The sequence below is a fragment of the Spirillospora sp. NPDC046719 genome (genome assembly GCF_040645715.1).
Lineage (GTDB): Bacteria > Actinomycetota > Actinomycetes > Streptosporangiales > Streptosporangiaceae > Spirillospora.
Map to the genome: position 1 here is coordinate 45,951 of NZ_JBEYYT010000004.1, position 25,260 is coordinate 71,210.

At 73.2% G+C, this 25,260-nt stretch carries 23 protein-coding genes and 1 pseudogene; 5 read left to right on the forward strand and 19 right to left on the reverse strand.

All coding sequences use genetic code 11. From position 1 onward, the window contains the following. Window positions 1–10: 10 nt before the first annotated feature. The 8 genes from ABZ914_RS01745 to ABZ914_RS01780 form a co-directional block, all read right to left on the reverse strand. Window positions 11–796, reverse strand: coding sequence for an SDR family oxidoreductase (locus ABZ914_RS01745; RefSeq protein ID WP_500190955.1), 786 nt, complete (start codon window positions 794–796; stop codon window positions 11–13). Beyond that, the gene (locus tag ABZ914_RS01750; protein WP_500190956.1) at window positions 796–2,004 is read right to left on the reverse strand and encodes a hypothetical protein; all 1,209 of its coding nucleotides are present in this window, start codon (window positions 2,002–2,004) and stop codon (window positions 796–798) included. The genes ABZ914_RS01745 and ABZ914_RS01750 overlap by 1 nt, the downstream gene beginning before the upstream one ends. A gap of 108 nt (window positions 2,005–2,112) precedes the next feature. After that, window positions 2,113–2,586 (reverse strand): nuclear transport factor 2 family protein, encoded by a 474-nt coding sequence (locus tag ABZ914_RS01755; RefSeq protein WP_500190957.1) that lies wholly within the window; start codon window positions 2,584–2,586, stop codon window positions 2,113–2,115. Window positions 2,587–2,631: 45 nt separating this feature from the next. Next, window positions 2,632–3,492, reverse strand: coding sequence for an ATP-binding cassette domain-containing protein (locus ABZ914_RS01760; RefSeq protein ID WP_500190959.1), 861 nt, complete (start codon window positions 3,490–3,492; stop codon window positions 2,632–2,634). Further along, window positions 3,489–5,285: a dipeptide/oligopeptide/nickel ABC transporter permease/ATP-binding protein gene (locus ABZ914_RS01765; RefSeq protein WP_500190960.1), complete on the reverse strand. Its 1,797-nt coding sequence runs from the start codon at window positions 5,283–5,285 to the stop codon at window positions 3,489–3,491. The genes ABZ914_RS01760 and ABZ914_RS01765 overlap by 4 nt, the downstream gene beginning before the upstream one ends. Continuing rightward, on the reverse strand, window positions 5,282–6,223 hold the full coding sequence (locus ABZ914_RS01770) for an ABC transporter permease (protein WP_500190962.1): 942 nt from the start codon (window positions 6,221–6,223) through the stop codon (window positions 5,282–5,284). The genes ABZ914_RS01765 and ABZ914_RS01770 overlap by 4 nt, the downstream gene beginning before the upstream one ends. Beyond that, a complete protein-coding gene (locus ABZ914_RS01775) occupies window positions 6,217–6,888 on the reverse strand; it encodes a TetR/AcrR family transcriptional regulator (RefSeq protein ID WP_500190963.1) in 672 nt (223 codons plus the stop codon). The genes ABZ914_RS01770 and ABZ914_RS01775 overlap by 7 nt, the downstream gene beginning before the upstream one ends. Before the next feature lie 28 nt (window positions 6,889–6,916). Next, a complete protein-coding gene (locus tag ABZ914_RS01780; protein WP_500190964.1) occupies window positions 6,917–8,443 on the reverse strand; it encodes an ABC transporter substrate-binding protein in 1,527 nt (508 codons plus the stop codon). Window positions 8,444–8,968: 525 nt separating this feature from the next. On the opposite strand from ABZ914_RS01780, the gene ABZ914_RS01785 reads away from it, so the two are divergent. After that, window positions 8,969–9,868 (forward strand): phosphatase PAP2 family protein, encoded by a 900-nt coding sequence (locus tag ABZ914_RS01785; protein WP_500190966.1) that lies wholly within the window; start codon window positions 8,969–8,971, stop codon window positions 9,866–9,868. Here ABZ914_RS01785 and ABZ914_RS01790 read toward each other — a convergent pair. Next, on the reverse strand, window positions 9,865–10,704 hold the full coding sequence (locus tag ABZ914_RS01790; RefSeq protein ID WP_500190968.1) for a helix-turn-helix transcriptional regulator: 840 nt from the start codon (window positions 10,702–10,704) through the stop codon (window positions 9,865–9,867). The two genes, ABZ914_RS01785 and ABZ914_RS01790, sit on opposite strands and share 4 nt — an antisense overlap. 102 nt (window positions 10,705–10,806) lie before the next feature. Between ABZ914_RS01790 and ABZ914_RS01795 the strand changes: the two genes are divergently transcribed. Continuing rightward, the gene (locus ABZ914_RS01795) at window positions 10,807–11,514 is read left to right on the forward strand and encodes an SDR family NAD(P)-dependent oxidoreductase (protein ID WP_500190970.1); all 708 of its coding nucleotides are present in this window, start codon (window positions 10,807–10,809) and stop codon (window positions 11,512–11,514) included. Between the two features lies 1 nt (window position 11,515). Here the strand turns inward: ABZ914_RS01795 and ABZ914_RS01800 are convergent, their stop codons facing one another. Both ABZ914_RS01800 and ABZ914_RS01805 read right to left on the reverse strand, forming a co-directional pair. After that, entirely contained in the window at window positions 11,516–12,157 is a 642-nt protein-coding gene (locus tag ABZ914_RS01800) for an SDR family NAD(P)-dependent oxidoreductase (protein ID WP_500190971.1), read from the reverse strand. Between the two features lie 58 nt (window positions 12,158–12,215). Further along, window positions 12,216–12,992: a TVP38/TMEM64 family protein gene (locus tag ABZ914_RS01805; protein WP_500190973.1), complete on the reverse strand. Its 777-nt coding sequence runs from the start codon at window positions 12,990–12,992 to the stop codon at window positions 12,216–12,218. A 170-nt stretch (window positions 12,993–13,162) separates the two neighbouring features. Between ABZ914_RS01805 and ABZ914_RS01810 the strand changes: the two genes are divergently transcribed. After that, window positions 13,163–17,467, forward strand: a complete 4,305-nt coding sequence (locus tag ABZ914_RS01810; protein WP_500190974.1) for a tetratricopeptide repeat protein — start codon at window positions 13,163–13,165, stop codon at window positions 17,465–17,467. A gap of 48 nt (window positions 17,468–17,515) precedes the next feature. Next, complete coding sequence (locus tag ABZ914_RS01815) at window positions 17,516–18,064, forward strand: hypothetical protein (protein ID WP_500190975.1); 549 nt, start codon at window positions 17,516–17,518, stop codon at window positions 18,062–18,064. Here the strand turns inward: ABZ914_RS01815 and ABZ914_RS01820 are convergent. Continuing rightward, window positions 18,061–18,861 (reverse strand): SAM-dependent methyltransferase, encoded by an 801-nt coding sequence (locus ABZ914_RS01820; protein ID WP_500190977.1) that lies wholly within the window; start codon window positions 18,859–18,861, stop codon window positions 18,061–18,063. The two genes, ABZ914_RS01815 and ABZ914_RS01820, sit on opposite strands and share 4 nt — an antisense overlap. 120 nt (window positions 18,862–18,981) lie before the next feature. Then, entirely contained in the window at window positions 18,982–19,854 is an 873-nt protein-coding gene (gene panB / locus ABZ914_RS01825) for a 3-methyl-2-oxobutanoate hydroxymethyltransferase (protein ID WP_500190978.1), read from the reverse strand. 222 nt (window positions 19,855–20,076) lie between these two features. Here panB and ABZ914_RS01830 point away from each other — a divergent pair, with 222 nt between their 5' ends. Further along, the gene (locus ABZ914_RS01830) at window positions 20,077–20,502 is read left to right on the forward strand and encodes a ChaB family protein (RefSeq protein WP_208267357.1); all 426 of its coding nucleotides are present in this window, start codon (window positions 20,077–20,079) and stop codon (window positions 20,500–20,502) included. Window positions 20,503–20,567: 65 nt separating this feature from the next. Here the strand turns inward: ABZ914_RS01830 and argG are convergent, their stop codons facing one another. From argG to ABZ914_RS01860, 6 genes and pseudogenes are all read right to left on the reverse strand, one after another. Continuing rightward, the gene (gene argG / locus ABZ914_RS01835; RefSeq protein WP_190867003.1) at window positions 20,568–22,016 is read right to left on the reverse strand and encodes an argininosuccinate synthase; all 1,449 of its coding nucleotides are present in this window, start codon (window positions 22,014–22,016) and stop codon (window positions 20,568–20,570) included. A gap of 203 nt (window positions 22,017–22,219) precedes the next feature. Beyond that, complete coding sequence (locus ABZ914_RS01840) at window positions 22,220–23,449, reverse strand: styrene monooxygenase/indole monooxygenase family protein (protein WP_500190980.1); 1,230 nt, start codon at window positions 23,447–23,449, stop codon at window positions 22,220–22,222. An 84-nt stretch (window positions 23,450–23,533) separates the two neighbouring features. Further along, window positions 23,534–24,181, reverse strand: a complete 648-nt coding sequence (locus ABZ914_RS01845; RefSeq protein WP_500190981.1) for a GTP-binding protein — start codon at window positions 24,179–24,181, stop codon at window positions 23,534–23,536. Further along, a complete protein-coding gene (locus ABZ914_RS01850) occupies window positions 24,159–24,500 on the reverse strand; it encodes a DUF742 domain-containing protein (RefSeq protein WP_190867009.1) in 342 nt (113 codons plus the stop codon). The genes ABZ914_RS01845 and ABZ914_RS01850 overlap by 23 nt, the downstream gene beginning before the upstream one ends. A 76-nt stretch (window positions 24,501–24,576) precedes the next feature. Continuing rightward, window positions 24,577–25,017, reverse strand: coding sequence for a roadblock/LC7 domain-containing protein (locus ABZ914_RS01855; RefSeq protein ID WP_208267354.1), 441 nt, complete (start codon window positions 25,015–25,017; stop codon window positions 24,577–24,579). Next, a pseudogene (locus ABZ914_RS01860) lies at window positions 25,014–25,260 on the reverse strand (hypothetical protein); the annotation flags it as partial. The pseudogene ABZ914_RS01860 and the gene ABZ914_RS01855, both read right to left, overlap by 4 nt.

Here is a 25,260-nt window from a genome sequence, read left to right on the forward strand (position 1 = left end):
GGGCGCCTTCCTAGTGGTGCCACTCGCCGGAGTTGACGTCCAGGCATTGCCCGGTGACCGCGCGTGCCAGCGGCGACAGCATGAACACGACGGCGTCGGCGACCTCGTCCGGTTCCGGGAGTCTGCGCAGGTCGGTGGTGGCGGCGTTCTCGTCGTACACCTGCTGCGTCGGGACGCCGCGCTTCTCGGCGAGGTGGTTGAAGTACCACTGGAGGTTGTCGGCCCAGATGTAGCCGGGCGCGATGGTGTTGACGCGGATGCCGCGCGGCCCGAGCTCGGTGGACAGGTTCTGCGTCATCGCCAGCAGCGCGGCCTTCGCCATCTTGTAGGCGCCGAAGGTGCGCCGCGAGTGCCGCAGCACCGCCGAGTTGATCATCACGACGGAGCCGCCGTGCTCCTCCAGGGCGGGGACGAGCAGCTTCGTCAGGCGCAGCGCGGCGAGCACGTTCGTCTCGAACCCGGCCCGCACGGCGTCGATGTCGACCTTCATCAGGTCCCGCAGCGGCGGCGTCGCGAACGCGTTGTTGACGAGGCCGTCGACCCGTCCGAACGAGGAGACGGCGGTCTCGGCGAGCCGTTCGCAGGCCGCGGCGTCGTTGATGTCGGTCGGGACGGTGACGGCGCGGCGGCCGAGGTCCTCGACCTCCTTGGCGACCTCGGCGAGCCGGGTCTCGTTGCGCGCGGCGAGGACGACGTCGGCGCCGGCCTTGGCGCACTGGAGCGCGAGGCCGCGGCCGAGCCCGGGGCCGACGCCCGACACGACGACGACCTTGTCCTTGAGCAGTCCGGAACCCATCAGCCGAGCATCCTCCGCGCCACGGCGACCTGGCGGGCCGCGATCCGTTCCTTCCACTCCCCGGGGGTGACGCGCTGGGCCTCGTAGTGCGGCAGGACGCGCGGCAGCTCGTCGAACTTGACGATCTCGGCGGTCGGGCCGTCCGCGGGGGTGAGGTCGCGGGTGAGCCGCTGCCAGCGGAACTGCAGGTAGCCGCGGCTGTGGCCGGTCCGCTCGATCCAGTTGGCGAGGCCGGGGTCGCGCTCGCTGACCACGTACCGGATCTTGCCGTCCGGGTCCACGCGGGCCTGGTCGCGGGTGAGGCTCGTCTGGTGGTTGATGTAGTCGAGCGAGATGTACCACATGCTGCCGAGCTGGAAGCCCATGTACGGCGCCACCGACGGGTCGGCGGCGGGCGCGGTGATGACCATGACCTCGTCGTCGGCCAGGTCGTAGTGCCCGACGGACGAGAACTGCGTCGCGAGGCCGCCCGGCGTCGCGCGCGGCTCGGTCAGCGTGTTGACCGGGAGCTTCAGGTAGTGCCACTCCGGGAACGCGAGGAAGGTCTTGATGCGGGACACCAGCATCTTCCCGGCCACCGCGTACCGCCGCGCCATCTTGGACGACGGGACGGGCTCCGGGGACGTCCCGAGGGTGTCGGCGCGGTGGATGCGGATCTCGCCGGGCCGGTCGTTGTCCCAGTCGGAGAACACCTCGCGGACGATCAGCATCGCCGAACCGGGGGCGAGCGCGACGTAGTCACCCCCCTCGCCGTCCTTCGGCGGGCCGAACCGCAGCCGGAAGCTGCCGTCCTCACCGATCGTCAGCTTGCGGTCGTCGAACGCGGTGAGGCTGTCGGGCGACTGCGTCGGCGAGTAGTCGCCGTTCATGATCTGGAAGCTGAGGTCGGCGGTGGTGCCGCGGCGGCCGGTGACGACGTACTCGGCGTCGTCCCTGAGGTAGGCGTGGAAGTACAGCGTGTCCGGGTTGTCCAGGCCCAGCTTGGTGTAGGGGCCGGTGGACGAGGCGAAGTACGGGTGGTCGTGCTGGTAGGCGCCGACCATGTGCAGCGACGCCTTGATGCTGCCGGCGAGGTAGTCCAGCCCCTCGGCGAGGTCCTGGTCCGTCTTGACGAACGGCGCGTTGCGGATGATCTGCTCGGCCTCGACGATCGCGTCGGCGAACGGGCGCGTCGCGGCGTCGGAACGGTCTGTTGCGTCGGTGGCCACCGGGCTCTCCTGGGGACGCGGGATCGGCGCGTGCGCGGGGCGCTGCTCGCGCGCATCGGACCGGACGGTAGAACGCGTTCTATGTGCGGGTCAACGGACGGGTCCCGATCACCGGGAGCCGGGCACCGGCGTGGTGAACTTCAGGCTCGGGACGTCGTCGAGCGACACCATGTACTCGTACGTACGCCTGTGCCCGGTCCGCTCCACCAGCCAGCGGCCGTCCTCGCCGCGCCGGTAGACGTCGTGGTAGAACGCGGCGCCCCGGATGAGCAGCCGGTGCTCCGGAATGATGATCGTGTCGTCGAGGGACCAGACGCCGGTCGCCCGGTCGCCGTCGATGTCGATCTCCGGGGCGCCCGCCGTGTGCGCGCTGATCTTGTCGTCGCCCAGGTTGCCGCGCATGTACTCGACGATCGCGTCCCGTCCCTCCAGGCGGAGGGTCTTGCGGAGCACGGGGGTGTCGTACTCGGCGACGGCGCCGGGGAGGAACAGCCCGGCGAACTCGTCCCACTGCTTGAGGTCGACGCAGCGCAGGTAGCGGTGCTTGAGCCGGCGGATCTCTTCCAGGGCTTCCAGGTCCATGCGAGACAGCCTGACCGGTCCGCCCGCACAAGACAAGAACACGTTCTAAAAATCCCCGGACGCGGCGGCCCGCGCCGCGCGGCGGCGGCGCTGCTCCGCCACGTCGGCGACCGGGGCCGACAGCAGGAGCGTGCGGGTGTACGGGTGCTCGGGGGCCGCGGTGACCTGTGCGGACTCGCCCGTCTCGACGATCCGGCCGCGGTGGATCACCGCGACGCGGTGGCTCATGGAGCGCACCACCGACAGGTCGTGCGACACGAACAGGTAGGCGACGGCGGTCTCCTCCTGGATCTCCAGCAGCAGGTCGAGGATGGTGCGCCGGGTCGTGAGGTCGAGCGCGGACACGGGCTCGTCGCAGACGATCAGCCGCGGCCGCAGCGCGAGCGCGCGGGCGATGGCGATCCGCTGCCGCTGCCCGCCGGAGAACTCGCGCGGGAGCCGGTGCCCGGCGTCGGCGGGCAGGTGGACGCGGTCGAGCAGCGCGGCGATGCGGGCCCGGGTGCCGCGCGCGTCGCCGCCCTGCGCGATGAGCGGCTCGGCGAGGGTGTCGCCGATCGTCAGCGACGGGTTCAGCGACGTGTACGGGTCCTGGAAGATCACCTGGAGGTCGCGGCTGAGCGCGCGGCGGCGGGCGGCGGTCGCGGTGTCGATGCGCTCCCCGGCGAAGACGACCGTGCCGGACGCGACCGGGACGAGGCCGAGGATCGCCCGGCCGATCGTCGTCTTCCCCGAGCCGGACTCGCCGACGAGGCCGAGCGTCTCGGCGGGCCGGACGTCCAGGTCGACGCCCTTCAGCACCTCGGTGCGGGCGCGCCGCCGCCCGCCCGGGAAGGACACGCGGACGTCGCGCAGCGACAGCAGCGCCCCGTCCTCCGGTGCCGCGGCCTGCGGTGATGCGGTGCTCACGCGGTCTCGCTCCTCGCTTCGACGGGCCGCCAGGGCGGGCGCGGGGGCGCGTCGTCCAGCACGGCGTCCAGCAGCCTGCGGGTGTAGGGGTCGCGCGGGTCCCGCAGGACCCGGTCGGTGGGGCCCGTCTCGACGATCCGCCCGCCGTTCATCACCGCGACGCGGTCGCAGAGGTCGGCGACGACGCCGAGGTCATGGGTGACGAGCAGGACGCCGAGGCCGCGCTCGGCCTGGAGGCGGCGCAGCAGGTCCAGGACGTCGGCCTGGACGCGAACGTCCAGCGCGGTGGTGGGCTCGTCGGCGACGAGCAGCGCAGGGTCGCAGGACATCGCCCCGGCGATGAGCACCCGCTGCGCCATCCCGCCGGAGATCTGGTGCGGGAAGCGGCGCAGCACCCGCTCGGGCTCCGGGATCTCCACCATGCGGAGCAGGTCGAGGGCACGCTCGGCGGCCTGCTTGCGGGACAGGCCCATGACGTGCCGCATCGGCTCGGTGAGCTGGCTGCCGATGGTGAACGCCGGGTCGAGGTTGCTCATCGGCTCCTGCGGGACGTACGCGACGGTCGTCCCGCGCAGCCTGCGGTGCCGCCGCTCGGACAGCCCGGCGACCTCCTGGCCCGCGACGATCACGCTGCCGCGGGTGACGCGCCCGCCGTCCGGCAGGATCCCGAGCACCGAGAACGCGGTCTGCGTCTTCCCCGACCCGGACTCGCCGACCAGCCCGACGATCTCGCCGGGCCGGACGTCGAGGTCGATGCCGTGGACGACCTCGGCCTCGGAGCCGTCGGGACGCGCGTAGGCGACGGCCAGCCCGCGGATCGACAGCAGCTCGGCGCGGTCGTCCTCGGAGACCTCCCCCGCCGGGACCTCGGCCGGAGCCGGGGCGGCGGCACGGCGGCGGCGCCGGGCGGGCGGCGTGCCGGTGCGGTCCTCCAACGCGTCCCGCAGCGCGGTGGCGAGCAGGACGAGCGCGCCGGTCGTCACGCCGAGCGCGAGGCCCGGCCACAGCAGCAGCATCGGGGCGCGCTGGATGTTCTGGAACGCCTCGTTCAGCATCGCGCCCCAGGTCGCGGCGGAGCCGCTGCCGACGCCGAGGAACTCCAGGCCCGCCTGCAGGCCGATGGCCAGCCCCGCGACCAGCGCGATCTGGATGATGACGGGCCCGCGCACCACCATCAGCACGTGCCGGGCGACGATCCGCAGGTCGGACAGCCCGGACACGCGCGCCGCGTCCACGTACGGCTCGCCGCGCACGTCGGCGACGATGCCGCGCACCAGCCGGAAGAACGACGGCGCGACGAGGAACCCGAGGACGACCATCAGGACCCACACGTTCGAGCCGAGGACGGCGCGGGACGCGAGCAGCACCACCATCGCGGGCAGCGCCATCACCAGGTTGGCCGTCCAGCTCGCGGCGGCGTCGAACCCGCCCCCGCGGTACCCCGCGTACAGGCCCGCGGGGACGCCGAGGACCAGCGCGATCACCACGCTGACGACCGCGCCGCCGAGCGTGGCGCGACCGCCGTACAGCAGGCGGGACAGGATGTCGCGGCCCGCCGAGTCCATCCCGAGCGGGTGCCCGCCGCTCGGCCCGTCGAAGGCGTGGGCGAGCGACGCGGCCTGCGGGCCCTGCGGCGCGAGCAGCGGCGCCAGCACCGCGGCCACCACGAGCAGCGCCAGCAGCAGCAGCGACGCGGCACCGAGCGGGTTGCGGACCAGCCGGCCGAACGCGCCCCGGCGGCGGACGCCCTCGGTCACGCCCTTGGTCACGCCCTCGGTCACTCCCTCGGTCATGACCGCCTCGCCTTCGGGTTCAGCCAGCCGATCAGCACGTCGGTGACCAGGTTGATCAGGACGACGCCGACGACGGTGAGCATGACGAGCGCCATGACCACCGGGATGTCGCCGCGCGAGGTGTAGGTGACGGTCATGCTGCCGATGCCGGGCAGCCCGAAGATCTGCTCCACCAGCACCGCGCCGCCGAGCAGCCCGACGAACTGCATGCCGAGCAGCACCAGCGCCGGCGCGGACGCGTTGCGCAGCACGTGCTTGAACACGATCCGCGGCGCGGACAGGCCGCGGGCGCGCAGCGTCCGGACGTAGTCCTGGCGCAGGACGTCGATGACGGCGCCGCGCACCTGCTGCGAGACGCCCGCGACGGACGCGATCGACAGCGACGCCACCGGCAGCGTGATCGTGGACAGCCAGCCGCCGGGCGACTCGGCGAACGGGGTGTAGCCGATCGCGGGGAACCAGTCCAGCTTCACCGCGAACACCAGCACGAGGACGAGCGTCACCAGGAAGCCCGGCAGCGCGTACCCGGCGACGCCGAGCACCTGCACGAACCGGTCGACGGCGCCGCGCCGCACCCCGGCCCACACGCCGAGCAGGAACGACACGACGGCGGTGACCAGCGTGACGCCCACCATCAGGCTGACGGTCACCGGCAGCCGGTTGGCGATCGCCTGCGTGACGTCCTCACTGGTGAACCAGGACGCGCCAAGGTCGCCGCGGACGGCGTGCGACAGCCAGTCGGCGTACTGGACGAGCACGGGCCGGTCGAGGCCGAGCGCGGCGTTCTTCGCGTCGACCGCCGCCTGGTCCGCGCTCTGCCCGAGCAGCTGCCGCCCGACGTCGTTGTCCGGGATCGACAGCAGCAGGTACGACAGCAGGGAGATGACGAACAGGAGCACCGCTCCCCCGGCCAGCCTCCGCACGACGAACCTCAGCATCGCCCTCCTCCTTCTCCGTCCCCGGCCCCGTCCCCGGCGTGGGCCGCCCCCGCCGCGTCTGCGGCCGGGACCGCGTCGGCGGCCGGGACCGCGACCGCGTCCGGGGGCGTGAGGAGCCGCATCACGTCGGCGATCGGCTGCTCCATGTCCATCGAGCGGTCCACGAGCCACTGCATCTGGACGCCGTCGGCGACCGCGACGAACAGCGCCGCGAGCCGGTCGGGCGGGACGTCCGAGCGCATCCGCCCCTCGTCCATGCGGCCGCGCAGGAACGCGGCGACCTGGCCGCGGATCAGCGGGTACCGCTCCGCGAAGTGGCCGTGCGCGGGATGCCGCGGGTCGCCGGCCGCCGCCGCCATCGACACGAACAGCTCCACGAGCCCGGGCGTGGACGTCCCCTCCCGGACGATCCGCCGGTAGGTCTCCGGGGTGTGGTCCGGATGCCGGAGGCGGGCCGTCTCGTCGCGCATCCGGAGCACCTGCGCCAAGAGGTCCTCCTTGGACTCGAAGTAGTGCATCAGGCCGGGCAGGCTGAGGCCGCACCGGTCCGCGACCTTGCGCAGGGAGGTCCCCCGGTACCCCTCCGCCGCGAAGACCTCCAGCGCGGCCAGGAGGATCTCCTTGCGCTTGGCCTGGCCCTTCTCGTACGGCCCCCGTCTCGCCATGGCGGTGTCGGCTCGCGCTTCCGCCGCGTCAGGACGCGGGCGCGTAGTCGTAGATCGACGGGACGCCCATGCCCGACTGCGGCACCGCCTTGACGCCGTCCCCGGCGACCAGCAGGTACTTCATCCGGTAGAAGGGCGCGAACCACGCCTGCTCGACCAGGTGCTTGTTCAGCTCCTTGGACGCGGCGGCGGCCGCGGCGTCGTCGCCGGCCTGCACCTGCCCGAGCAGCCGCTGCACGGCCGGGTCGGTGGTGCCGAACATGTTGAACGCCCCGGGCGTCACGAGGTCCTGGTCGGTCAGCCAGTCGACGTCCGGCTGCCCGATGTTCATCACCATCGCCGAGTAGGCGCGGTCGCGGTACACCTTCTGCACGGCGCCCGCGGCGTCCATCTGGTCCCAGGCGACCTTGATGCCGACCGCGCCGAGGTCGGTCTGGATCGAGGAGGCCAGCGCGTCGCCCATCGACGGCACGCGCGGCAGCTTCAGCGTGAACCCGCTCCCGTACCCGGCCTGGGCGAGGAGCTGCTTGGCCTTGGCGGGGTCGTGCGGGTAGTAGGCGTCGAGGCTCGGGTCGTAGCCCTTGGTCCGGGGCCCGAACACCTGGTCGGTGACCTCGCCGCGGCCCTGCCGGATCTTGTCCAGCATCGTCTTGCGGTCGAGGGCGTAGTTGATCGCCTGGCGCACCTCGGGCTTCTTCAGCGCCGGGGTGCGGACGCCGTTCCGGTCGAACAGCAGCAGGCCCTGGAAGTCGAAGGCGAACGGGGTCCTGGTCAGCCGGCCGTCGGACGCCACGGCCTGCTGCTGCCCCGCGTCCTGGAGGACCGCGGTGTCGATCTGCCCGGTCTTCAGCCCGTTGACGACCGCGGTCTCGTTGTCGAAGACGCTGATCGTCAGCGTCGTGAACTTCGCCTTGTCGCCCCAGTAGTCGTCGCGGCGCTGGTAGACGTACTTGGTCCCGACCGCGGTCTTGGACTTGTCCAGGACGTAGGGGCCGGTGCCGACCGGGGCGGTCTTCAGGCTCCCGTCCTTGAGCTTGGCGGGGCTGGCCATGAGCCCGGCGGCGTCGCTGAGGTAGAACAGCAGGCCCGGGTCGGGCTCGGACAGCTCCAGCACGGCGTGCGCCGGGTCGAGGACCTTGACGTCCTTGACGGACTTCGCGTACTTGGCGCCGCCCCCGCCGCCGTTCTTGAAGTGGTCCAGGTTCGCCTTGACGGCGGCGGCGTCGAAGGCCGTCCCGTCGGTGAACTTCACGCCGGTGCGCAGGGTGAGCGACAGGTGGGTGCGGTCCTTGTCGTAGGACCACTGCGTGGCGAGCATCGGCTTGTACGAGCCGTCGGCGTCCCGCTTGATCAGCGTGTCGTAGGTCGCCTGGAAGAAGGGCAGCGCGCTGCCGATGGCGTCGGCCGGGTCCAGACTCTGCGCGTTGGTCAGCGTCGCGACGTCGAGCTCGGCGGCGCCGCCGCTCGCCGAGCCGCCGCCTCCGCAGGCCGTCAGCACCAGCGCGGCCGCGGCGCAGGCCGCCGAGGCCGCGATCCGGGTGGAGTACCTCGTCATGATCTCTCCGTCTGGAGGGCCGGGACCAGCGTCGCCGGCGGACGTCCGGGACGGCGCCGCAGCGGGGACGGCGGTCCGTCGATTGGCGAAAACCGTAATCTGATCGGTTTCTGCACGTCAATGCTTCCGGGCGAGAAAACCGATCGTTATACGGTTTTGATCCGCCGCCGGGTGCGACCGGCGGCCGACACCGGCCGTACCCGTGTCCGTTGAACGTGCTTTACCCTGTTTGACCTGGGCGTGGGCGCCCGCCGACGCGTCCCAGGCCGTCAGCCGACCGGCCGGGGGAAGGCCGTGACCGAGCACAAGATCGGCCCCCGGTGTGCCACAGGGGGCGTGAGGGATGTACGGTCGGCCGTTGAGCGGCTCGCGCAGGGTCCCGCCGGGCCGTCGTGGGGAAAAGAGGGCTGAGCCGTCCGCGCGCTACTCCTGCGCCCCGAGGGGCGCCGCACCGGCCACGACACCGACGTCCGCCGGCCGCGCCGCAAGCGGCCATGGCTGATCGGCGAGCTGGCGATCGTCTTCGTGCTGCTCCAGGTCTACGGCTACATCCGGTCGCTGGCCGACACGCGCTACGGCCCGGCGCTCTCCCATGGCCGGGACGTCCTGAGCATAGAGAAGCACCTCGGACTCGATCTCGAACTCCGCACCAACCACTGGTTGACGCGGCATCACGATCTGTCCGAGGTCGCCGTCTGGATCTACCAGCACATGCACACCGGCTTCACGATGGGCATCCTGCTGCTGTGCTACCTCGCCGGGCCCGGCGTCTACCGGCCCGCGCGCAACGCCCTCGTCCTGACCAACCTCGCCGGGCTGGTCGTGTTCTTCGTCCTGCCGGTGATGCCGCCCCGGCTGCTGCCGGACGAGGGGTTCGTCGACTCGGTGGCGATGGCCGGCTTCGGGACCGTCCACAGCCCCGGCGGCGTCGAGGCCGACCAGTTCGCCGCCATGCCGTCCCTGCACATGGGATGGGCGGTGTGGGTCGCGGTGGTCATCATGGCGCTGCTGCCGCGCCACCGCGTGCGCTGGATCGCCGTGCTGCACCCGATCGTCACCGCGATCGTCGTCGTGGTGACCGCCAACCACTACGTGCTGGACGTGATCGCGGGCGTGGCGGTGTCCATGGCGGCCCTCTTCGGGACCGGCCTGGTCTGGGCGGGCAACGGGACGACCTACGCGGCCGGCCAGCTGATCAAGCGCAACCGCCCCGCGCCCGTCCCCGACACCGCACCCGCCTCCGCGGACGTGCCCGACCCCGCGGACGTCGCGGACATCGCCGACGTCGTCGGCGTCACGGACGTCGTGGACGCGAAGCCCGGCGAGGCGGGCGGCGAGATGGGCGGCGAGGCCACCGTCCCCGCCGAACCGGCCGCGAGCGCGGGCGCGCGGGACTCCGGCCGGCCCGTGGCGGACGCCGGCTAGCCCGTGAGGGACTGCGTGCCGAGGACCGCGAGGAGCGCCAGCCGGTCCGCGTCCTCGGTGCCGGGCTCCGCCGTGTAGATCATGATGCGCAGGTCGGGGCCGCGCACCGTCAGCACGTCGCAGTCCAGCGTGATCGCGCCCACCCGCGGGTGGTCGATGGTCTTGCGGGACGCCTCGTGCCGGCCGACCGTCCCGGTGTCCCACAGCTCGGCGAACAGCGGGCTCTCGGCGTGCAGCTCCGCGATCAGCCGCTGGAGCCCCAGGTCGGCGTGGTAGCGGCCGGCGGCGTCGCGCAGGTCCCCGGCCAGCGCCGCCAGGAACTCGCGCCGCTCCTCCGGCGTGTACCGGACGCGGTTCTCCGGCCCGAGGAAGTTGCGCCACACGCCGTTCCGCTCGATCCCCCGCCAGCCGGACGTGTCGCCCATCAGCGCCGTGTACATCGGGTTGGCGAGCAGCAGCGTCCACGCCGCGTCGTAGACCGCGACGGGCGTCCCGGACAGCCGGTCCAGCAGCCGCTGGACGCTCGGCGTGATGTACGCGGGCACCGCGTCCGGGCCGGGCGGCACCAGCCCGGCGAGGTGGAACATGTGCTCGCGCTCGTCCGCCGAGAGCCGCAGCGCGCGGGCCAGCGCCTCGACGACCTGCGGCGACGGGTTGGACGCGCGGCCCTGCTCCAGCCGGGTGACGTAGTCGACGGAGATCCCGGCGAGCTGGGCGAGCTCCTCGCGGCGCAGCCCGGCGGTGCGCCGGTGCCCGCCCGCGGGCAGCCCCGCCGCCTCCGGCGGGACCCGGTCGCGCCAGCGGTGCAGCGTCCTGCCGAACTTCCCGGGTGCCATGCCCCCAGTCTGCCCGGCCGCGCCGGGGGCCTGCCTGGTACCGCCGTTCCCAGGAAGACGGGACGACTGGCTGCCCGCCCCGTCCCGCCGCAAGCTGGAGACATGACGACGACACTGATCACAGGAGCGAACAAGGGCCTGGGCTACGAAACCGCAAGGCGGCTCATCGCCGCGGGCCACACCGTCTACATCGGCAGCCGCGACCCCGAGCGCGGCCGCCGCGCCGCCGCCGAGCTGGGCGCGCGGCCGGTCGTCCTCGACGTCACCGACGACGCGTCCGTCGAGGCCGCCGCGAAGGCGATCGAGGCCGACGGCGGCCTCGACGTGCTGGTCAACAACGCCGGGATCGAGGCCCGGCTGCCCGACAACGGCGTGCCCGGCGCCGCCGACGTCACCGCCGACCAGATGCGGACGGTCTTCGAGACCAACGTGTTCGGCGTGGTGCGCGTCACGCACGCGTTCCTGCCGCTGCTGCGCCGCTCGGAGGCGCCGGTCATCGTGAACGTGTCCAGCGGGCTCGCCTCGCTGGCGGGGGTCGCCGACCCGGCCTCGCCCGCGTACGCCTACCCGGGCGTCGCGTACCCGGCGTCCAAGACCGCGGTCAACATGGTCACCGTGCAGTTCGCGAAGGCGTTCCCGGAGATGCGGATCAACGCGGTCGAGCCCGGGTTCACCGCGACGGACCTGAACGGCCGCAGCGGCACGCAGACCGTCGAGGAGGGCGCCGAGATCATCGTCCGGATGGCGCAGGTCGCGCCGGACGGCCCGACCGGCGGCTACTTCGACGCCGAAGGCCGCCTCCCCTGGTGACCTACCCGGGAGTGTGGACGATCTCGCGCTGCCACTCGCCGCGCGGCTGGACGTGCAGGCGCCAGTAGTGCTCGGCGATGCGGTCGGGGTCGAAGAACGTCCCCGGGGCGACGGGGCCGTCCACGGTCACGCTCGCCGCGTGGACGCCGGACGGCCCGTACTCCTGGTCGAGCAGGGTCACCAGCGTCCGCACCCCGGCCTTGCCGAGCGAGAGGCTGACGTACTCCGGCTTCGGCTCGGGCATGCCGCCGGTGACGATGAACGTGCCGCTCCCGCGCCGCGCCATGTCCGGCGCGACGCGGGCGGCGGCCGTCAGCGCCCCGCCGACGTTGACCGCCCAGGCGTCCAGCTGCGCGCGGGCGGACAGCTCGCCGATCCGGTCCGGGCGGACGAGCGCCGCGTTGTAGACCACGGCGTCCGGGACGCCGAACTCGGCCGACGCCGCGTCCAGCGCGCCGCGCAGCGCCGTCTCGTCGGCGGCGTCGGCGGCCAGCTTGAGGACGGGCTCCGTCGCCTCCTGGATCTCGGCGAGCTTCCCCGGGTTGCGCCCGATGAGGGCGATCGGCATCCCCTCGCGGGCGAACCGCCGCGCTACGGCCGCGCCGATCCCCGGTCCTGCCCCGATGACCACTGCTCCCGGCATGTCGTCTCCCTTCGTCGGCCGCGACGCTAGGGCCTCACACCGGTGTCAAGGTCAAGCGCTAGTCGTCGATCTCGGCGAGGGCGGGCACGGCGCCCGCCTCGGCGCGCTCGCCCCGAGAGCGGACGTACCGCGACAGCCACCAGCTGAACCCGCTGAGCGCGACCAGCCCGACCGGCGCGATCCACACCATCGGGGACCCGGGCTCCCGCAGCGCCTTGCCGAGCCCGGTGTAGACGAGCGTCCCCGGGATGATCCCGGCGAAGGTGCCCGCGATGTAGGGCGCGAACCGGACGCCCGCGACGCCCGCGCCGTAGTTCACCACCCCGAACGGGAACAGCCCGACCATCCGCAGCACGAGCACCGACTCGAACGCGCGGCGCGACAGGTACGCGTCGAGCCGGGCGAGCCGCCCGGACCCGGCGTACCGGGCCACGGCCGGGCGCCCCAGCGCCCTGGCCAGCGCGAACGAGATCGCGGCGCCCGCGGTGGCGCCGACCAGGACCGACCCCACGCCGACGGCGACGCCGAACAGCGCCCCGGCGGACGCGTTCAGCACCGATCCGGGCACCAGCGCCGTGACCGCCAGGGCGTAGCAGACCGCGAACACGAGCGGCCCCCACCAGCCGAGCGAGTCGACCCAGGCGCTGACGTCGCCCCATACCGCGCCCCCGGCGATCGCCACGACCACGCCCACGCCGAGCAGGACCCCGCCGAGGACCAGCAGCTTCACGACGGCGGCCCGCGACACGGGCGGGCCCCCGCTCGGCTCCAGTTCCTGCGCGGTCTCGCCCGCGCCCGGCGGCGGCACGGGCGCGGCGGCGGGATGCGGGCTCATGTGTCTCCTGCCGGTGTGGATGGGTGTCCGATTCAGGCTACGAGGCGAACCTGAGAGAACACGACGGCCGCCTCCGCGGCCACCGCCGGACGCGAGATCGCCGTAGGGACCGACAAGCCGGCACATCTTGTCTACCATCCGGACTGCCGGGGATCGCGAGGCGAGGGCGGGTGCGTGGGGCAGTGGCCGACGAGCGGGTGCATCTGGCGAACGCCGACCGGCTCCGCCGGCGCTGCGAGTACGAGGCCGCCGAGGCCGAACTGGCCGCCGCTGCGGACGGGGCGGAGGGCGCGGACAGGGCCGCGGTCGAGCTGGCCTGGGGGCGGCTGGAGTTCGACCGGGACGACTTCTCCGCCGCGCTGGCCCGGCTCACCGAGGCGGCGGCGCTCGACCCCGCCTCGGAGCAGGCGATCGGCTGGCAGGTGGCCGCGCTGGAAGCGCTGTGCCGCTTCGACGAGGCGCGCAGGACCGCCGAGGACGGCCTGGCGCGCTTCCCGCACAGCGCGACGATCGGGGTGGCGCTGGCCCGGCTGCTGAACGTGCTGAAGTACCCCGACGAGGCACTGGCGCGGCTCGCCCACGTCCTGGACCGGTACCCGGACGACGAGAACGCCCTGGAATGGAAGATCGAGATCCTGGCCGGGCTGGGCCGCTACGCCGAGGCGGAGCGCGTCGCGGAGATCGCCCTGGCCCGTCACCCCGAGTCGCCCGGCATCAGCGAGAGCGTCGGCGACATCTACCGGAAGCAGCATCGCTTCGACGCCGCGCTCGACCGCTATGAGAAGGTCCTGGGCGCGCACCCCGACGACAGGGTGATGCTCTGCGAGCGCGTCAGGGTGCTGCGCCGCGCGGGCCGGTACGACGACGCGCGCTCGGCCGCCGATGAAGCCGCACGGCTCCTCCCCCGGTCGGCGAACGTCCTCGTCCACCGGAGCTACCTCGCCGAGGACGAGGGGCGCCTTACAGACGCGCTGGACGACGCCGACGCGGCACTCCGCCTCCAGGGGAACTGCCCCGACGCGCTGGAGCAGCGCATCGACATCCTCCGCAAGCTCCGCCGCTACGAGGAGGCCGAGGAGGCCGTCGAACGGGCCATCGGCGCGCATCCCCGGTCCGCGAACCTCCTCGCGGCGCTCGCCTGGCACTATCTCCTGCTCCGGCAGTACGAGAAGGCCCTCGCCATGGCGGAACGCGCCCTGGCCCTCCACCCCCGTCATGCGGGGGCCCTGGACGGCCGCGCCACCGCCCTGCGGAGCCTGCGCCGCTTCCCGGACGCGGAGGCCGCCATCGCCGAGGCGGTCGCGCTCGTGCCCTTCGCGCCCCGGCTCCGCGACGAATGGGGACTGCTCCTGGACGAGCAGGAGCGCTACGCCGAGGCGCTGGAGCAGTTCGAGAAGGCCCTGGAGGCGGATCCCCTCGATGACTTCGCGCTGAGCTGGCGGGTGACCGAGTTGCGGCGCCTGCGCCGCTACGAGGAGGCGGAGGAGGCGTCCCGGGCCGCGCTCGACAGCGTTCCCTCGGCGGGCAACCTCCTGGAGCGCGGAAGGCTGTACCGGGACCAGGAACGCTATCCGGAGGCGCTGGCGGATTTCCGCCGCGCGCTCGAACTCGATCCCGGCGAGGTCTGGGCGCACGTGTCGATCGTCGACTGCCTGCGGCGGTCGGCGCGGTTCGACGAGGCCGAGGAGGCCGCGGAGCAGGCGGTCGCCCGGTTCCCCAACGACCCCGCCCTGCGCCGCGAGTGCGGCTATCTCCACGTCTCCCAGGACATGGACGAGCGGGCGCTCCAGGAGTTCCGCAAAGCGGTCGAGCTGGATCCCGTCGACCCGTACTACCAGGTCGACGTCGGCTATGCGCTGCTCTGGCTCAACCGGTACCGCGAAGCGGAGTCGTTCCTGCGCGACGCCTTGCGGAAGAAGCCCGGCAACGCGCAGCTGATCCAGGCGCTCGCCGCCGTCCTGACGGCGCAGGACCGCCATGACGCGGCCTTCGACGAGCTGACCGGGGCGGAGCAGGGCGACGTCGGGATCATCACCGACCTGCGCATCTCCTCGCTCCGGCAGGCGAGGCGGTTCGAGGAGGCGGAGGCGCTCGCGCTCGACGCGGTGGGACGGCGGCCGGACATCGTGCGGCACCACCTCGAACTCGCGCAGGTCCATTCGGACCGGGGGCGCCATGCGGAAGCGGAGAGCGTGCTGCGGGACGCCCTGCACCGCTTCCCCCGGGACCCCGACATCCTGCAGGCGCTGCTCAACCTGCACAGGTGGCTCGGACGCTACGAGGACGCGCTCGGCGAATCGCAGTGCCTGCTGGAGTCCTCTCCCCGGTCCGTGACGGTCCTGTTGCAGCACGCCGACCTTCTCGACGACCTCGACCGGCAGGACGAGGCCGTCCGGACGATCCAGGACGCGATGCCGCTCCACCCGGGGAAGGCGCGGCTCCGCCAGCACCTGGCCTGGTCGCTCTATGACCGGGGCAAGTACGGCGACGCCCTGGCCGAGTTCGAACAGGCGTCGGCCACGGAACCCACCCGCGCCGCCTGCTACGGACGCGCGGCCGCGCTGTGCAGGCTGGATCGCCACGACGAGGCGATGTCCCTGCTCCGGGCCGAGGCCGCGTTCCGCCCGAACTACGCCCAGACCTGGGTGGAGTTGGCGGACGTGTACGAGGACCTGGGACGGTACGGCGAGGCGCTCACCGCGGCCGAGCAGGCCATCGGCGTGGACCCGTTCCACGTCGAGGCCCACGAGAAGCGGATCAGGGTCCTGCGGCTCCAGCAGAGGCCGAACGAGGCGGAGGCGGCCGCGAACGAGGCCCTGACGCGCATGCCGCGGAACGCCGCCCTCGTCATCGCGCGGGGCAGGGTCCTCGACGACCGGAACGAGTACGCCGAGGCGCTGGAGGACTTCGACCGCGCGCTGGAGCTGCTCCCCCTCTTCAACGTCGCCGTCATCGCGAGATCGTCCACGCTGCGGTCGCTGCGGCGCTTCTCCGAGGCCGAGCGGACGGTCTCGGCCGCCGCCGAGCGCTACCCGCGCAACGCCTCGCTGCGCATGGAGCTCGGCTGGATCCACCGCGACCAGGGCCGCGCGGCGGAGGCGCGCCGGGTGTTCGAGAGCCTGCGCGACGAGGCCACGAGCCCCGGCCGGCGGGCCGAGGCGTGCGCCGGCCTGGGCTGGGCGGCGTTCACCAGCGACGACCACGCGGCGGCGGAGCGGCACTTCCGCGCCGCGTGCGAGGCCGGCGCGGGACCCGGCGACTGGCAGGTGGGGCTGGCCTGGACGCTGGCCGGCCGGCCAGACCGGGCGCGCTGGGACGAGGCCGAGCGGCTCTGCCTGGACCTCCTGCAGAGACGCCCGGGGCACCTGATGGCCCACACCTGCCTGGGCGTCCTCTACTACCGGCGCGAGGAGTACGCGGCCGCCGAACACCATTTGAAGCGGACGATCGAACTCGACCCGTACGACGGCGGCTACGTCGATCTGGCCTCCCTGTACGTCCACCTGGGGCGGTTCGAGGAGGCGGAGGAGATGCTCGGTAAGGCCCTGGAGCGGGACGCCTACGACGCGCAGGCGCACATCGAGTACGGGAACCTGTGCCTGCAGTGCGAGTCGGACGAGGCGGAGGCCGACGCGCGGGCCCGGCAGGCCGTCCGGCACTTCCGGCAGGCGCTGACGCTCAGCCCCGCGAGCGGCCCGGCCGCGATCGGGCTGGCGATCGGGCTGGCCCGCTCGCCGGGCGACCTCCTCGCCGCCGAGCGCGTGCTGCGGGACGCGGTGGAGCGCGCCGGGAACGGCCCGTCGCGTCCGAAGCTGCTGCTGGCGCTGGCCCGGCTCCTGGTGGAGCGGGGCGACGCGACGCAGCGTCCCGAGCTGTACCGGGAGGCGGTGACCACGGCGCAGGAGGCGATCGAGCGGGCCTCGGGGGAGGCGGAGGCCTACTTCGTCGCGGGGGTCGCCACGTACAAGACCGCGGCGGCGGGCGCCGAGGTGCGGACCCGCCCGTTCTACCGCCGGCGCGCCGTCCGGTACCTCAAGGAATGCGTCCGGCGCGACGCGGGGCACGTGGAGGGGCGCCGGCTGCTGCTGCTCGCCGAGGAGAGCGCGCGGACCGCCCGCGGCGGGGCCGCGGGCAGCGCGATCCTCATGACCATCGCGACGTCGCTGCTCGCCGCCCTGTGGATCGGGTTCTTCCTGTCGAACCGGATCAGCTCGACGGTCCTCGCCACCCTCACCCCGGTGCTGGTCGGCCTGGTGGCGCTGGGATTCGTGCTGCCGCTGCTCGTCCGGCTCAAGCTGCCCGGCGGCGTGGAGGCGGACCTGTCGGCGAGCCTGCAGCAGGTGTCGTCCGGCCCCACGGGGGACGTGAGCATCGGCCCCGGCCGGTTCGGCGGGCAGGGCGCCGACACCATGAGCATGGCCCCGTTCGTCTCCGGTCCGAGCGGCCAGCTGCCGCGCCTGGAATCGGAGCGCTAGCGGGCCTTCACACCGGATCGGCCGGGTTCGCGGGGATAGGCTCCGTCCGTGGACGGAGCCAACGAGATGCGTCAGGTGTTCGAGGGCGCGGGGCTGTCCGCTCCGCCCGTCCCGCCGGACCTGGAGCCCCGCGTGCGGCGGCGGGGCGAGTGGCTGTACGCCACCCGCGGGATCGACCCGATGGCGATGTACATGTTCCGGGACCACGTCACCGAAGCGATGAGCCGCCGCGTCGGCGACTACATGGCCGTGTGCCACGCGGGCCACGGGGTGAACTCGTACTGCGTCAACTACCACCTGGTCTGGGGGCCGGTCGCGATCTTCGCCCAGACCGGCTGGGGCGGCGTCTACATGGACCGGGAGCGCTCGGCGGCCGACGTCCGGGACCTGCTCGCGCAGTGCGGCGACGTCCTCGCCGCGGCCGCCGCGGCGCGTCCGGCCCTCGAACGGTCCGGGCGGCGGCTCGTCGTCGCCGAGAGCCGCATCCGGGGGCGCGCGACCTACGGCTGGCTGGACGAGGACGGCCGGTACACCACCGTGGAGGACACGCGGAAGGCGCTGTCCGGCGCCGCCGCCCTCCTCCGATCGCCGGCCTAGCGGTCCTTGCGGGCGACGGCCGTCCAGCCCGCGCCGGTGACGTACTCGCCGCCGGCGGGGCGCCACTCGTGCAGCGGGACGACGCCGGGCTCCAGGATCGTCAGGCCGTCCAGCAGCCCCGCCACCTGGTCGCGCGTCCGGGCGATCAGGGCCGCGTTCGCCGACTGCGAGCGGTAGGTCGCCCCGACGTTCACGTTGCGCCGCTCCTCCACCGCCGCGTGCGACAGGATCACGTGGCTGCCGGGCGGCACCGCCTCGGCGAACCGCCGGACGATCCCCGCCGGGTCCCGCTCGTCCGGGACGAAGTGCAGGACCGCGACGAACAGCACGCACACCGGCCGCCCGAAGTCGATCAGCGCGCGCACCTGCGGGTCGCCCAGCACCGCTTCGGGATCCCGCAGGTCGGCCTGGACGACGGCGGTCCGGTCGTCGGCGTCGACCAGCGCCCGCGCGTGCACCGCCACCAGCGGATCGTTGTCGACGTAGGCGACCCGCGCGCCGGGCCGCACCGCGCGGGCGACCTCGTGCACGTTGCCCTGCGTCGGCAGCCCGGTGCCGAGATCGAGGAACTGGTCGATCCCGGCCTCGGCGACGAACCGCACCGCCCGCTGCAGGAACGCCCGGTTCGCCCGCGCGACGCCCTCGACCGTGGGCAGCGCCCGGACGACCTCCTGCGCCGCGACGCGGTCGCACTCGTAGTTGTCCTTGCCCCCAAGGAAGTAGTCGTACATGCGCGCCACGCTCGGCGTGGTCATGTCCACCCCGGCCGCGGGCGGGACCTTCGCGGAGCCCTCCATCGCGCACCCCTTTCCAGCCGAATTCTCGGCGATCACCGCCATTCTCCGGCATTTCGCTCTAAAGGCCCTCATTCCGTCCGGGGCGGCCGGCGGCCCCGGCCGCCCCGGAGCGGACTCCCGTCAGTGGTAGGCGTGCTCGGCCGCCGGGAAGGCGCCGCTCACGACCTCCTCCGCGAAGGTACGGGCCGCCTCGTCCAGCGTGTCGCGAAGGCCCGAGTACTTCTTGACGAACCGGGGCAGCCGTCCCGGCGTGAGGCCCATCGCGTCCGTCCAGACGAGGACCTGCGCGTCGCAGTTCGGGCCCGCGCCGATGCCGACGGTGGGGATGTCCAGCGCGGCGGTGATCTCGGTCGCGACCTCCTCCGGCACCGCTTCGAGCACGACCGCGAAGGCGCCCGCGTCCTGCACGGCGCGGGCGTCCCGGACGAGCCGCCGCGCCGCCGTCTCGCCGCGGCCCTGCACCCGGTACCCGCCGAACGCGTTCACCGACTGCGGCGTCAGCCCGAGGTGGCCCATGATCGGGATCCCGGCCGACACCATGAGGTCGATCTGGCGGGCGCTGCGCTCCCCGCCCTCCAGCTTGACCGCGCCGACCCCGGCCTCCTTGACCAGCCGGGTCGCGCTGCGGAGGGCCTGCTCCGGGCCCGCCTGGTAGGTGCCGAACGGCAGGTCCCCGACGATCAGCGCCCGCTCGGTGCCGCGGACGACGGCCGCGGACAGGACGAGGATCTCCTCCAGCGTGACCGGCACGGTCGAGTCGTAGCCGAGGTGGCACGCGCCCATCGTGTCGCCGACCAGGATCACCGGGATCCCGGCCTGGTCGAAGACGGACGCGGTCATCGCGTCGTAGGCGGTGAGCATCGGCCATCTCTCGCCGCGCTCCTTCGCGGCGGCGATGTCCCGTACGGTGATCCGGCGGGAGAACTCACCCCCGTAGAGGGACGTGCGGCGCTCTGCGGGCTCCTGCTTTCGGGCATGCGAAATACGCGTCATGACGACGGCTCCCGTTGCTCATCTCGAAGCGCCCTGACGGCGTCTCCGGACTCGCGCCCATCCTGACACGCCCCCGCCCGCGGATCGAGCCCCGCCCGCCGACTCCGTTGAGTCACGACATGACGCCCTTATGCCGACATGCCGTGACGCGCGGATGTGGATGTTCCCTCTGGCTGGGTACGCCGTGCGTAAGGACGCGATATGCGTACGGAGGACAGCATCATGCCTATGACGACCAGGACCGGCCGGGTCAAGAAGGGCGAGCTGCCCAGCACCATCCAGCGTTCGGACGCCAAGGCGCAGCGCACGTTCGCGGAGGCGCACGACTCGGCCGCCAAGGAGTACGGGAGCGGGCAGCGGGCCTACCGCGTCGCCTACTCCGCGCTCAAGCACACGCACGAGAAGATCGGCGACCACTGGGCGCCGAAGCCCCGGGGCGCGAAGGGCCCGTCCGACCGGCAGGCCGCGGGCGGCGTCAGGACCTCCCGGAAGACCGCGGGCGGGGTGGACGCCAACGCGTCGAAGCAGCACCTGTACGACGTCGCCAAGCGGCTGGACGTCTCGGGCCGCTCCACGATGAGCAAGAAGCAGCTCGTCAAGGCCATCGAGAAGGCCAACACCCGCAAGACCGCCAAGGCGCGGTCCTGACGCCGGAATGCGGCGTGTCGCCCTTGTCCCGCGCCGGATAAGGGCGACACGCCACGACTCGGGGGCTAGTCGGTGCCGGACTCCATGGCGGCGGCGTCGAGGAGCTCCTCGCCGGTGGTCGTCTCGCCGCGCGAGGCGATCGCCTGGGCGCCGCCGGCGGACATCGCGCCGATCAGCCCCGTCGAGGCGGCCTGCGCGGCGCCGATCAGCGCCGGGTGGGCGTCCCCGACCATGCCGAGCCCCGCGTACTGCTCCAGGCGGGCGCGGGAGTCGGCGATGTCGAGGTTGCGCATGGTGAGCTGGCCGATGCGGTCGACGGGCCCGAACGCGGAGTCCTCGGTGCGCTCCATGGACAGCTTGTCCGGGTGGTAGCTGAACGACGGGCCGGACGTGTCGAGGATCGAGTAGTCCTCGCCGCGCCGCAGCCGCAGCGTCACCTCGCCGGTGACGGCGGTGCCGACCCAGCGCTGCAGCGACTCGCGGAGCATCAGGGCCTGCGGGTCCAGCCAGCGGCCCTCGTACATCAGCCGGCCGAGGCGGCGGCCCTCGCTCTGGTACGTGGCGAGGGTGTCCTCGTTGTGGATGGCGTTGACGAGCCGCTCGTACGCGGCGTGCAGCAGCGCCATGCCGGGCGCCTCGTAGATGCCGCGGCTCTTGGCCTCGATGACCCGGTTCTCGATCTGGTCGGACATGCCCATGCCGTGCCGGCCGCCGATGGCGTTGGCCTCCAGCACCAGGTCGACGGCGGTGGTGAACTCCTTGCCGTTGATCGTCACGGGGCGGCCCTGCTCGAAGCCGACGGTGACGTCCTCGGTGAGGATCTCGACCTCGGGGTCCCAGAACCGGACGCCCATGATCGGGTCGACGATCTCGATGCCCGCGTCGAGGTGCTCCAGGGCCTTGGCCTCGTGGGTCGCGCCCCAGATGTTGGCGTCGGTGGAGTACGCCTTCTCGGTGCTGTCGCGGTAGGGCAGGCCGCGTTCGAGCAGCCACTGCGACATCTCCGTCCGGCCGCCGAGCTCGCCGACGAAGTCGGCGTCCAGCCACGGCTTGTAGATGCGCAGGGACGGGTTGGCGAGCAGGCCGTAGCGGTAGAACCGCTCGATGTCGTTGCCCTTGTAGGTGGAGCCGTCGCCCCAGATCTGCACGTCGTCCTCGAGCATCGCGCGGACCAGCAGGGTGCCGGTGACGGCGCGGCCGAGGGGGGTGGTGTTGAAGTAGGCGCGGCCGGCCGAGCGGATGTGGAACGCTCCGCACGCCAGGGCCGCGAGCCCCTCCTCCACCAGGGCCTCCCGGCAGTCGACCAGCCGGGCGACCTCCGCCCCGTAGGCGGTGGCGCGGCCCGGCACCGAGGCGATGTCGGGCTCGTCGTACTGGCCGATGTCGGCGGTATAGGTGCAGGGCACGGCGCCCTTCTCGCGCATCCACGCGACCGCTACCGAGGTGTCGAGGCCGCCGGAGAAGGCGATCCCGACGCGCTGGCCGACAGGCAGAGAGGTGAGCACCTTGGACATGAGTAGAAGTATGCACGCCAATGCATGATCATGCAACACGGCGGATGGTGATCCAGCGCACTGCGGCACGCGGAAGGCCGCCCGCCCTGGTGGACGGACGGCCTTAACGGCGGTGTTGACGACGGTCCGGACGGCCCGGACGGCGGCCTGGACGACGGGCTGGACGGCGGCCTGGACGACGGGCCTTTCCGAGGTGCGGGACGTCAGCCGGTGACGGTGGCCAGGTACGCCTCGGTCTTCGCGGGGTCGAGCAGCCAGTTCGAGAAATCGCTCGGGTTGGCGTAGCCGTAGGCGAACCGGTACGCGACCGCCTCGTTCTGCGCCGCGATCGCCAGCACCTTCTGGACGTGCTCCGGCAGCGGCCCCAGCATCATGTTGGTGTAGGCGGTCGGGTGCTTGGCGTACTCCCAGTAGGCGTCGAACGTCCGCTGCATCCACGCCGCGTCGAACGGGCGGTCGGCGTTGCGCAGGATCTCCTGGAAGTAGATCTCGGCGCAGCGCGCGGCGTTGTTGGCGCCCTGGCCCGTCACCGGGTCGTTCGCCACCACCACGTCGCCCATCCCGAGGACGAGCGCGGAGTCCGACAGCCGCCCGACAGGGCGCCGCACGACCGGCGCGTACCCCCCGTACAGCGTGCAGCGGGCGTCGGTGGGCTCGGCGTTGACGGTCCGCTCGTACTCCCACGGCGCGTACTGCCGCATCAGTTCGAGGGTGCGGGCGAAGTGCCCGGCGGGGTCCGGACGGTCGTCCCACACGTCGAACGGGCCGCCGGGGACGGCCTCCCAGAGCAGGATGTCGCAGGGCCCGGTGTTGGTGTAGCCGGGCATGAAGAACAGCTCCCCGACCCCGGGCGTCGCGGTGATCCGCACGTGCGGCTCGGGGTGGTCCGGCCACGGCGTCATCCCGTGCAGGTAGATGCACGACAGCTTGCGCTGCGGACGGTCGTACGGCGACCGGCTCGCGTCGCGGTCGAACAGGTCCACCAGCTCGCCCTTGCCCGCCGCGATGAGCGTCAGGTCGTACAGGGCGGAGAGCCCTTCCAGGTCGGACGTCATCACGCTGTGGTAGACGACGTTGCCGCCGCGCTCCTCGAACAGCTCCAGCCAGCCCGCCATCTTGACCCGCTGGTCCACCGACTGCGCGTAGTCGTCCCAGCGGCCGAGGGTCTGGAACGCGCGGGTGCCGGGCGGCGCCGCCACCGTGACCCGCTGCGCGACGATCTTCGGCGCCCGGTCCTCCCACAGGTTCAGCCCATGGTCGCGCTCGATCCGCAGCTGCGGCCAGAACACGCACTGCGTCGACATGATCCGGCCGGTGCGGATCTCGTCCGGCGTCCGCGCCGACATCACGGTGACCTCGTAGCCCGCCGACTGGAGGCTCAGGGCCAGCTGCAGGCCGGCCTGCCCCGCTCCGACGATCAAGATCCTTCGCAACGCTTCCTCCTTGTGCGGGGCGTCATGGATGCGGGGCGGCCCGGCACGCCCTGCCCGGAGGCGCCGGCGCGGCCGGGGCCGGGGTCAGCGGGCCGCGGCGGTCCCGCGTCCCGCGGTCCGGTCGAGGGTGTGGCCGAGCGCCGCCGTCAGCGTCCCGACGACCGAGCCGCGGTCGCGGGCGTCGCACGCGACGACCGGGACGCCCGGGTCCAGCCGGAGCGCCTCGGCGACCTGCTCCAGCGTGTGCGTCTGCCGCCCGTCGAACAGGTTCACCGCCACGATGAACGGCACGTCGGAGTCGTTCTCGAAGTAGTTGACGGCCGGGAACGACACGTCCAGCCGGCGCGTGTCCACCAGGACCAGCGCGCCGCTCGCGCCGCGGCACAGGTCGTCCCACATCGGCCAGAACCGCGGCTGGCCCGGCGTCCCGAACAGGTACAGCACCAGGTCGGAGGCCAGGGTGACGCGGCCGAAGTCCATCGCGACCGTCGTGGTCGTCTTGCCGCCCGCGTCGGCGAGCGGGTCCACGGTCCGGGCCGCCTGCGTCATCCACGCCTCGGTGTTCACCGCCGGGATCTCCGAGATCGCCTCCACCAGCGTGGTCTTGCCGACGCCGAACCCGCCCGCGACGACGATCTTGACCGAGGTGCGGGGCGCCGCCGGACGCGCGCCCGGAGACCGGCGCCCGTCCTCCGGCCCCTGCCCCGGGTCAGGCGAGCTCGCGTAGACCATCGATCACTCTCTCCAGGACGTGCGGGTCGTACGGCGAGGCGCCCTCCGCGGCGATCACGATCCGGTCGCCCGCGGCCAGGTCGGCGAGCAGGACGCGGGTGACCCCGAGCGACACCCCGCAGTGCGCGGACAGTTCGGCGACCGACTCGGCGGCGGTGTGCGCGCGCTCGTACAGCGCCCGCGCCTCGGGCAGCAGCCGCTCGGCGAACGCCGCGTCGTAGCCCGCGCCGGACACCACGGTGTGCACGAACAGGTGCCGCCTGCCCCGGGTCCGCCCGCCGGTCAGCACGTACGGCCGCACCCACGGATTGGCCGTCATGTCCCTCCTCCCCGCAGGCCCGGACGGACCGGGCCCACCGGACGCACCGGCCGGGGCGCGGCGCCCGCGGCGCCCGTCACGGCATCGCCTGTTCGGTCATGCGGCGCAGATCGTCGCGCATCTGCGGGGTCAGCACGTGCCCGGCGCCGTGCACGAACTTCGTCATCTCGTGGGCGACCGCGCCGAGGTTCGCGCCCTCGCCGACCAGCACGACCAGCCCGGCGAGCTGCCCGATCCCCATGAACAGCAGGTGCCCGGACGCGAACTTCAGCATCACCTGGTCGCAGCCGCCGGCGCCGACGTGCTTGGCGATGTTGTTGCCCAGGCTGATCATCCCGCTGGTCAGCGCGGCCATCGGGTCGACGAACTCCGACGGCATCGGGCCCGACTCGACGAGCGCCAGCCCGTCCGACGAGACGATCAGCGCGAACGTCACGCCGGGGGTGGACGAGGCGAACTGCCGCAGCAGCCACCCGAAGTCCTGGGGGCCGCTGGGGCCCGTGGAGGCGATGCTCACTGCCGTCCTTCCTCCAGGTCGTGCGCGGCTTTCGGAGCCTCATCAGGGGCGTCGGCCGCCTCGGCCGGCGCGGTGTCGCCGGGCGCGGACTCATCGCCCGGCGTGGGCGCGTCGGCCGGCGCGTCCGCCTCGGCCGGCGCGTCGGGCAGGCGCGTGCCCGCGGTGAAGGCGGCCAGGTCGTCGGCGAAGGACGACCCGGGCGCGGCGTCCGCGGCGGGCGCGTCCGTGACCGGCGGGTCCGGC

Bases quoted from the DNA above. Each gene is read 5' to 3' on its own strand.
- ABZ914_RS01745 (WP_500190955.1), bottom strand. From the start codon at position 796: ATGGGTTCCGGACTGCTCAAGGACAAGGTCGTCGTCGTGTCGGGCGTC.
- ABZ914_RS01755 (WP_500190957.1), bottom strand. From the start codon at position 2,586: ATGGACCTGGAAGCCCTGGAAGAGATCCGCCGGCTCAAGCACCGCTAC.
- ABZ914_RS01765 (WP_500190960.1), bottom strand. From the start codon at position 5,285: ATGACCGAGGGAGTGACCGAGGGCGTGACCAAGGGCGTGACCGAGGGC.
- ABZ914_RS01770 (WP_500190962.1), bottom strand. From the start codon at position 6,223: ATGCTGAGGTTCGTCGTGCGGAGGCTGGCCGGGGGAGCGGTGCTCCTG.
- ABZ914_RS01775 (WP_500190963.1), bottom strand. From the start codon at position 6,888: ATGGCGAGACGGGGGCCGTACGAGAAGGGCCAGGCCAAGCGCAAGGAG.
- ABZ914_RS01780 (WP_500190964.1), bottom strand. From the start codon at position 8,443: ATGACGAGGTACTCCACCCGGATCGCGGCCTCGGCGGCCTGCGCCGCG.
- ABZ914_RS01790 (WP_500190968.1), bottom strand. From the start codon at position 10,704: ATGGCACCCGGGAAGTTCGGCAGGACGCTGCACCGCTGGCGCGACCGG.
- ABZ914_RS01795 (WP_500190970.1), top strand. From the start codon at position 10,807: ATGACGACGACACTGATCACAGGAGCGAACAAGGGCCTGGGCTACGAA.
- ABZ914_RS01800 (WP_500190971.1), bottom strand. From the start codon at position 12,157: ATGCCGGGAGCAGTGGTCATCGGGGCAGGACCGGGGATCGGCGCGGCC.
- ABZ914_RS01805 (WP_500190973.1), bottom strand. From the start codon at position 12,992: ATGAGCCCGCATCCCGCCGCCGCGCCCGTGCCGCCGCCGGGCGCGGGC.
- ABZ914_RS01820 (WP_500190977.1), bottom strand. From the start codon at position 18,861: ATGGAGGGCTCCGCGAAGGTCCCGCCCGCGGCCGGGGTGGACATGACC.
- panB (WP_500190978.1), bottom strand. From the start codon at position 19,854: ATGACGCGTATTTCGCATGCCCGAAAGCAGGAGCCCGCAGAGCGCCGC.
- ABZ914_RS01830 (WP_208267357.1), top strand. From the start codon at position 20,077: ATGCCTATGACGACCAGGACCGGCCGGGTCAAGAAGGGCGAGCTGCCC.
- argG (WP_190867003.1), bottom strand. From the start codon at position 22,016: ATGTCCAAGGTGCTCACCTCTCTGCCTGTCGGCCAGCGCGTCGGGATC.
- ABZ914_RS01845 (WP_500190981.1), bottom strand. From the start codon at position 24,181: ATGGTCTACGCGAGCTCGCCTGACCCGGGGCAGGGGCCGGAGGACGGG.
- ABZ914_RS01850 (WP_190867009.1), bottom strand. From the start codon at position 24,500: ATGACGGCCAATCCGTGGGTGCGGCCGTACGTGCTGACCGGCGGGCGG.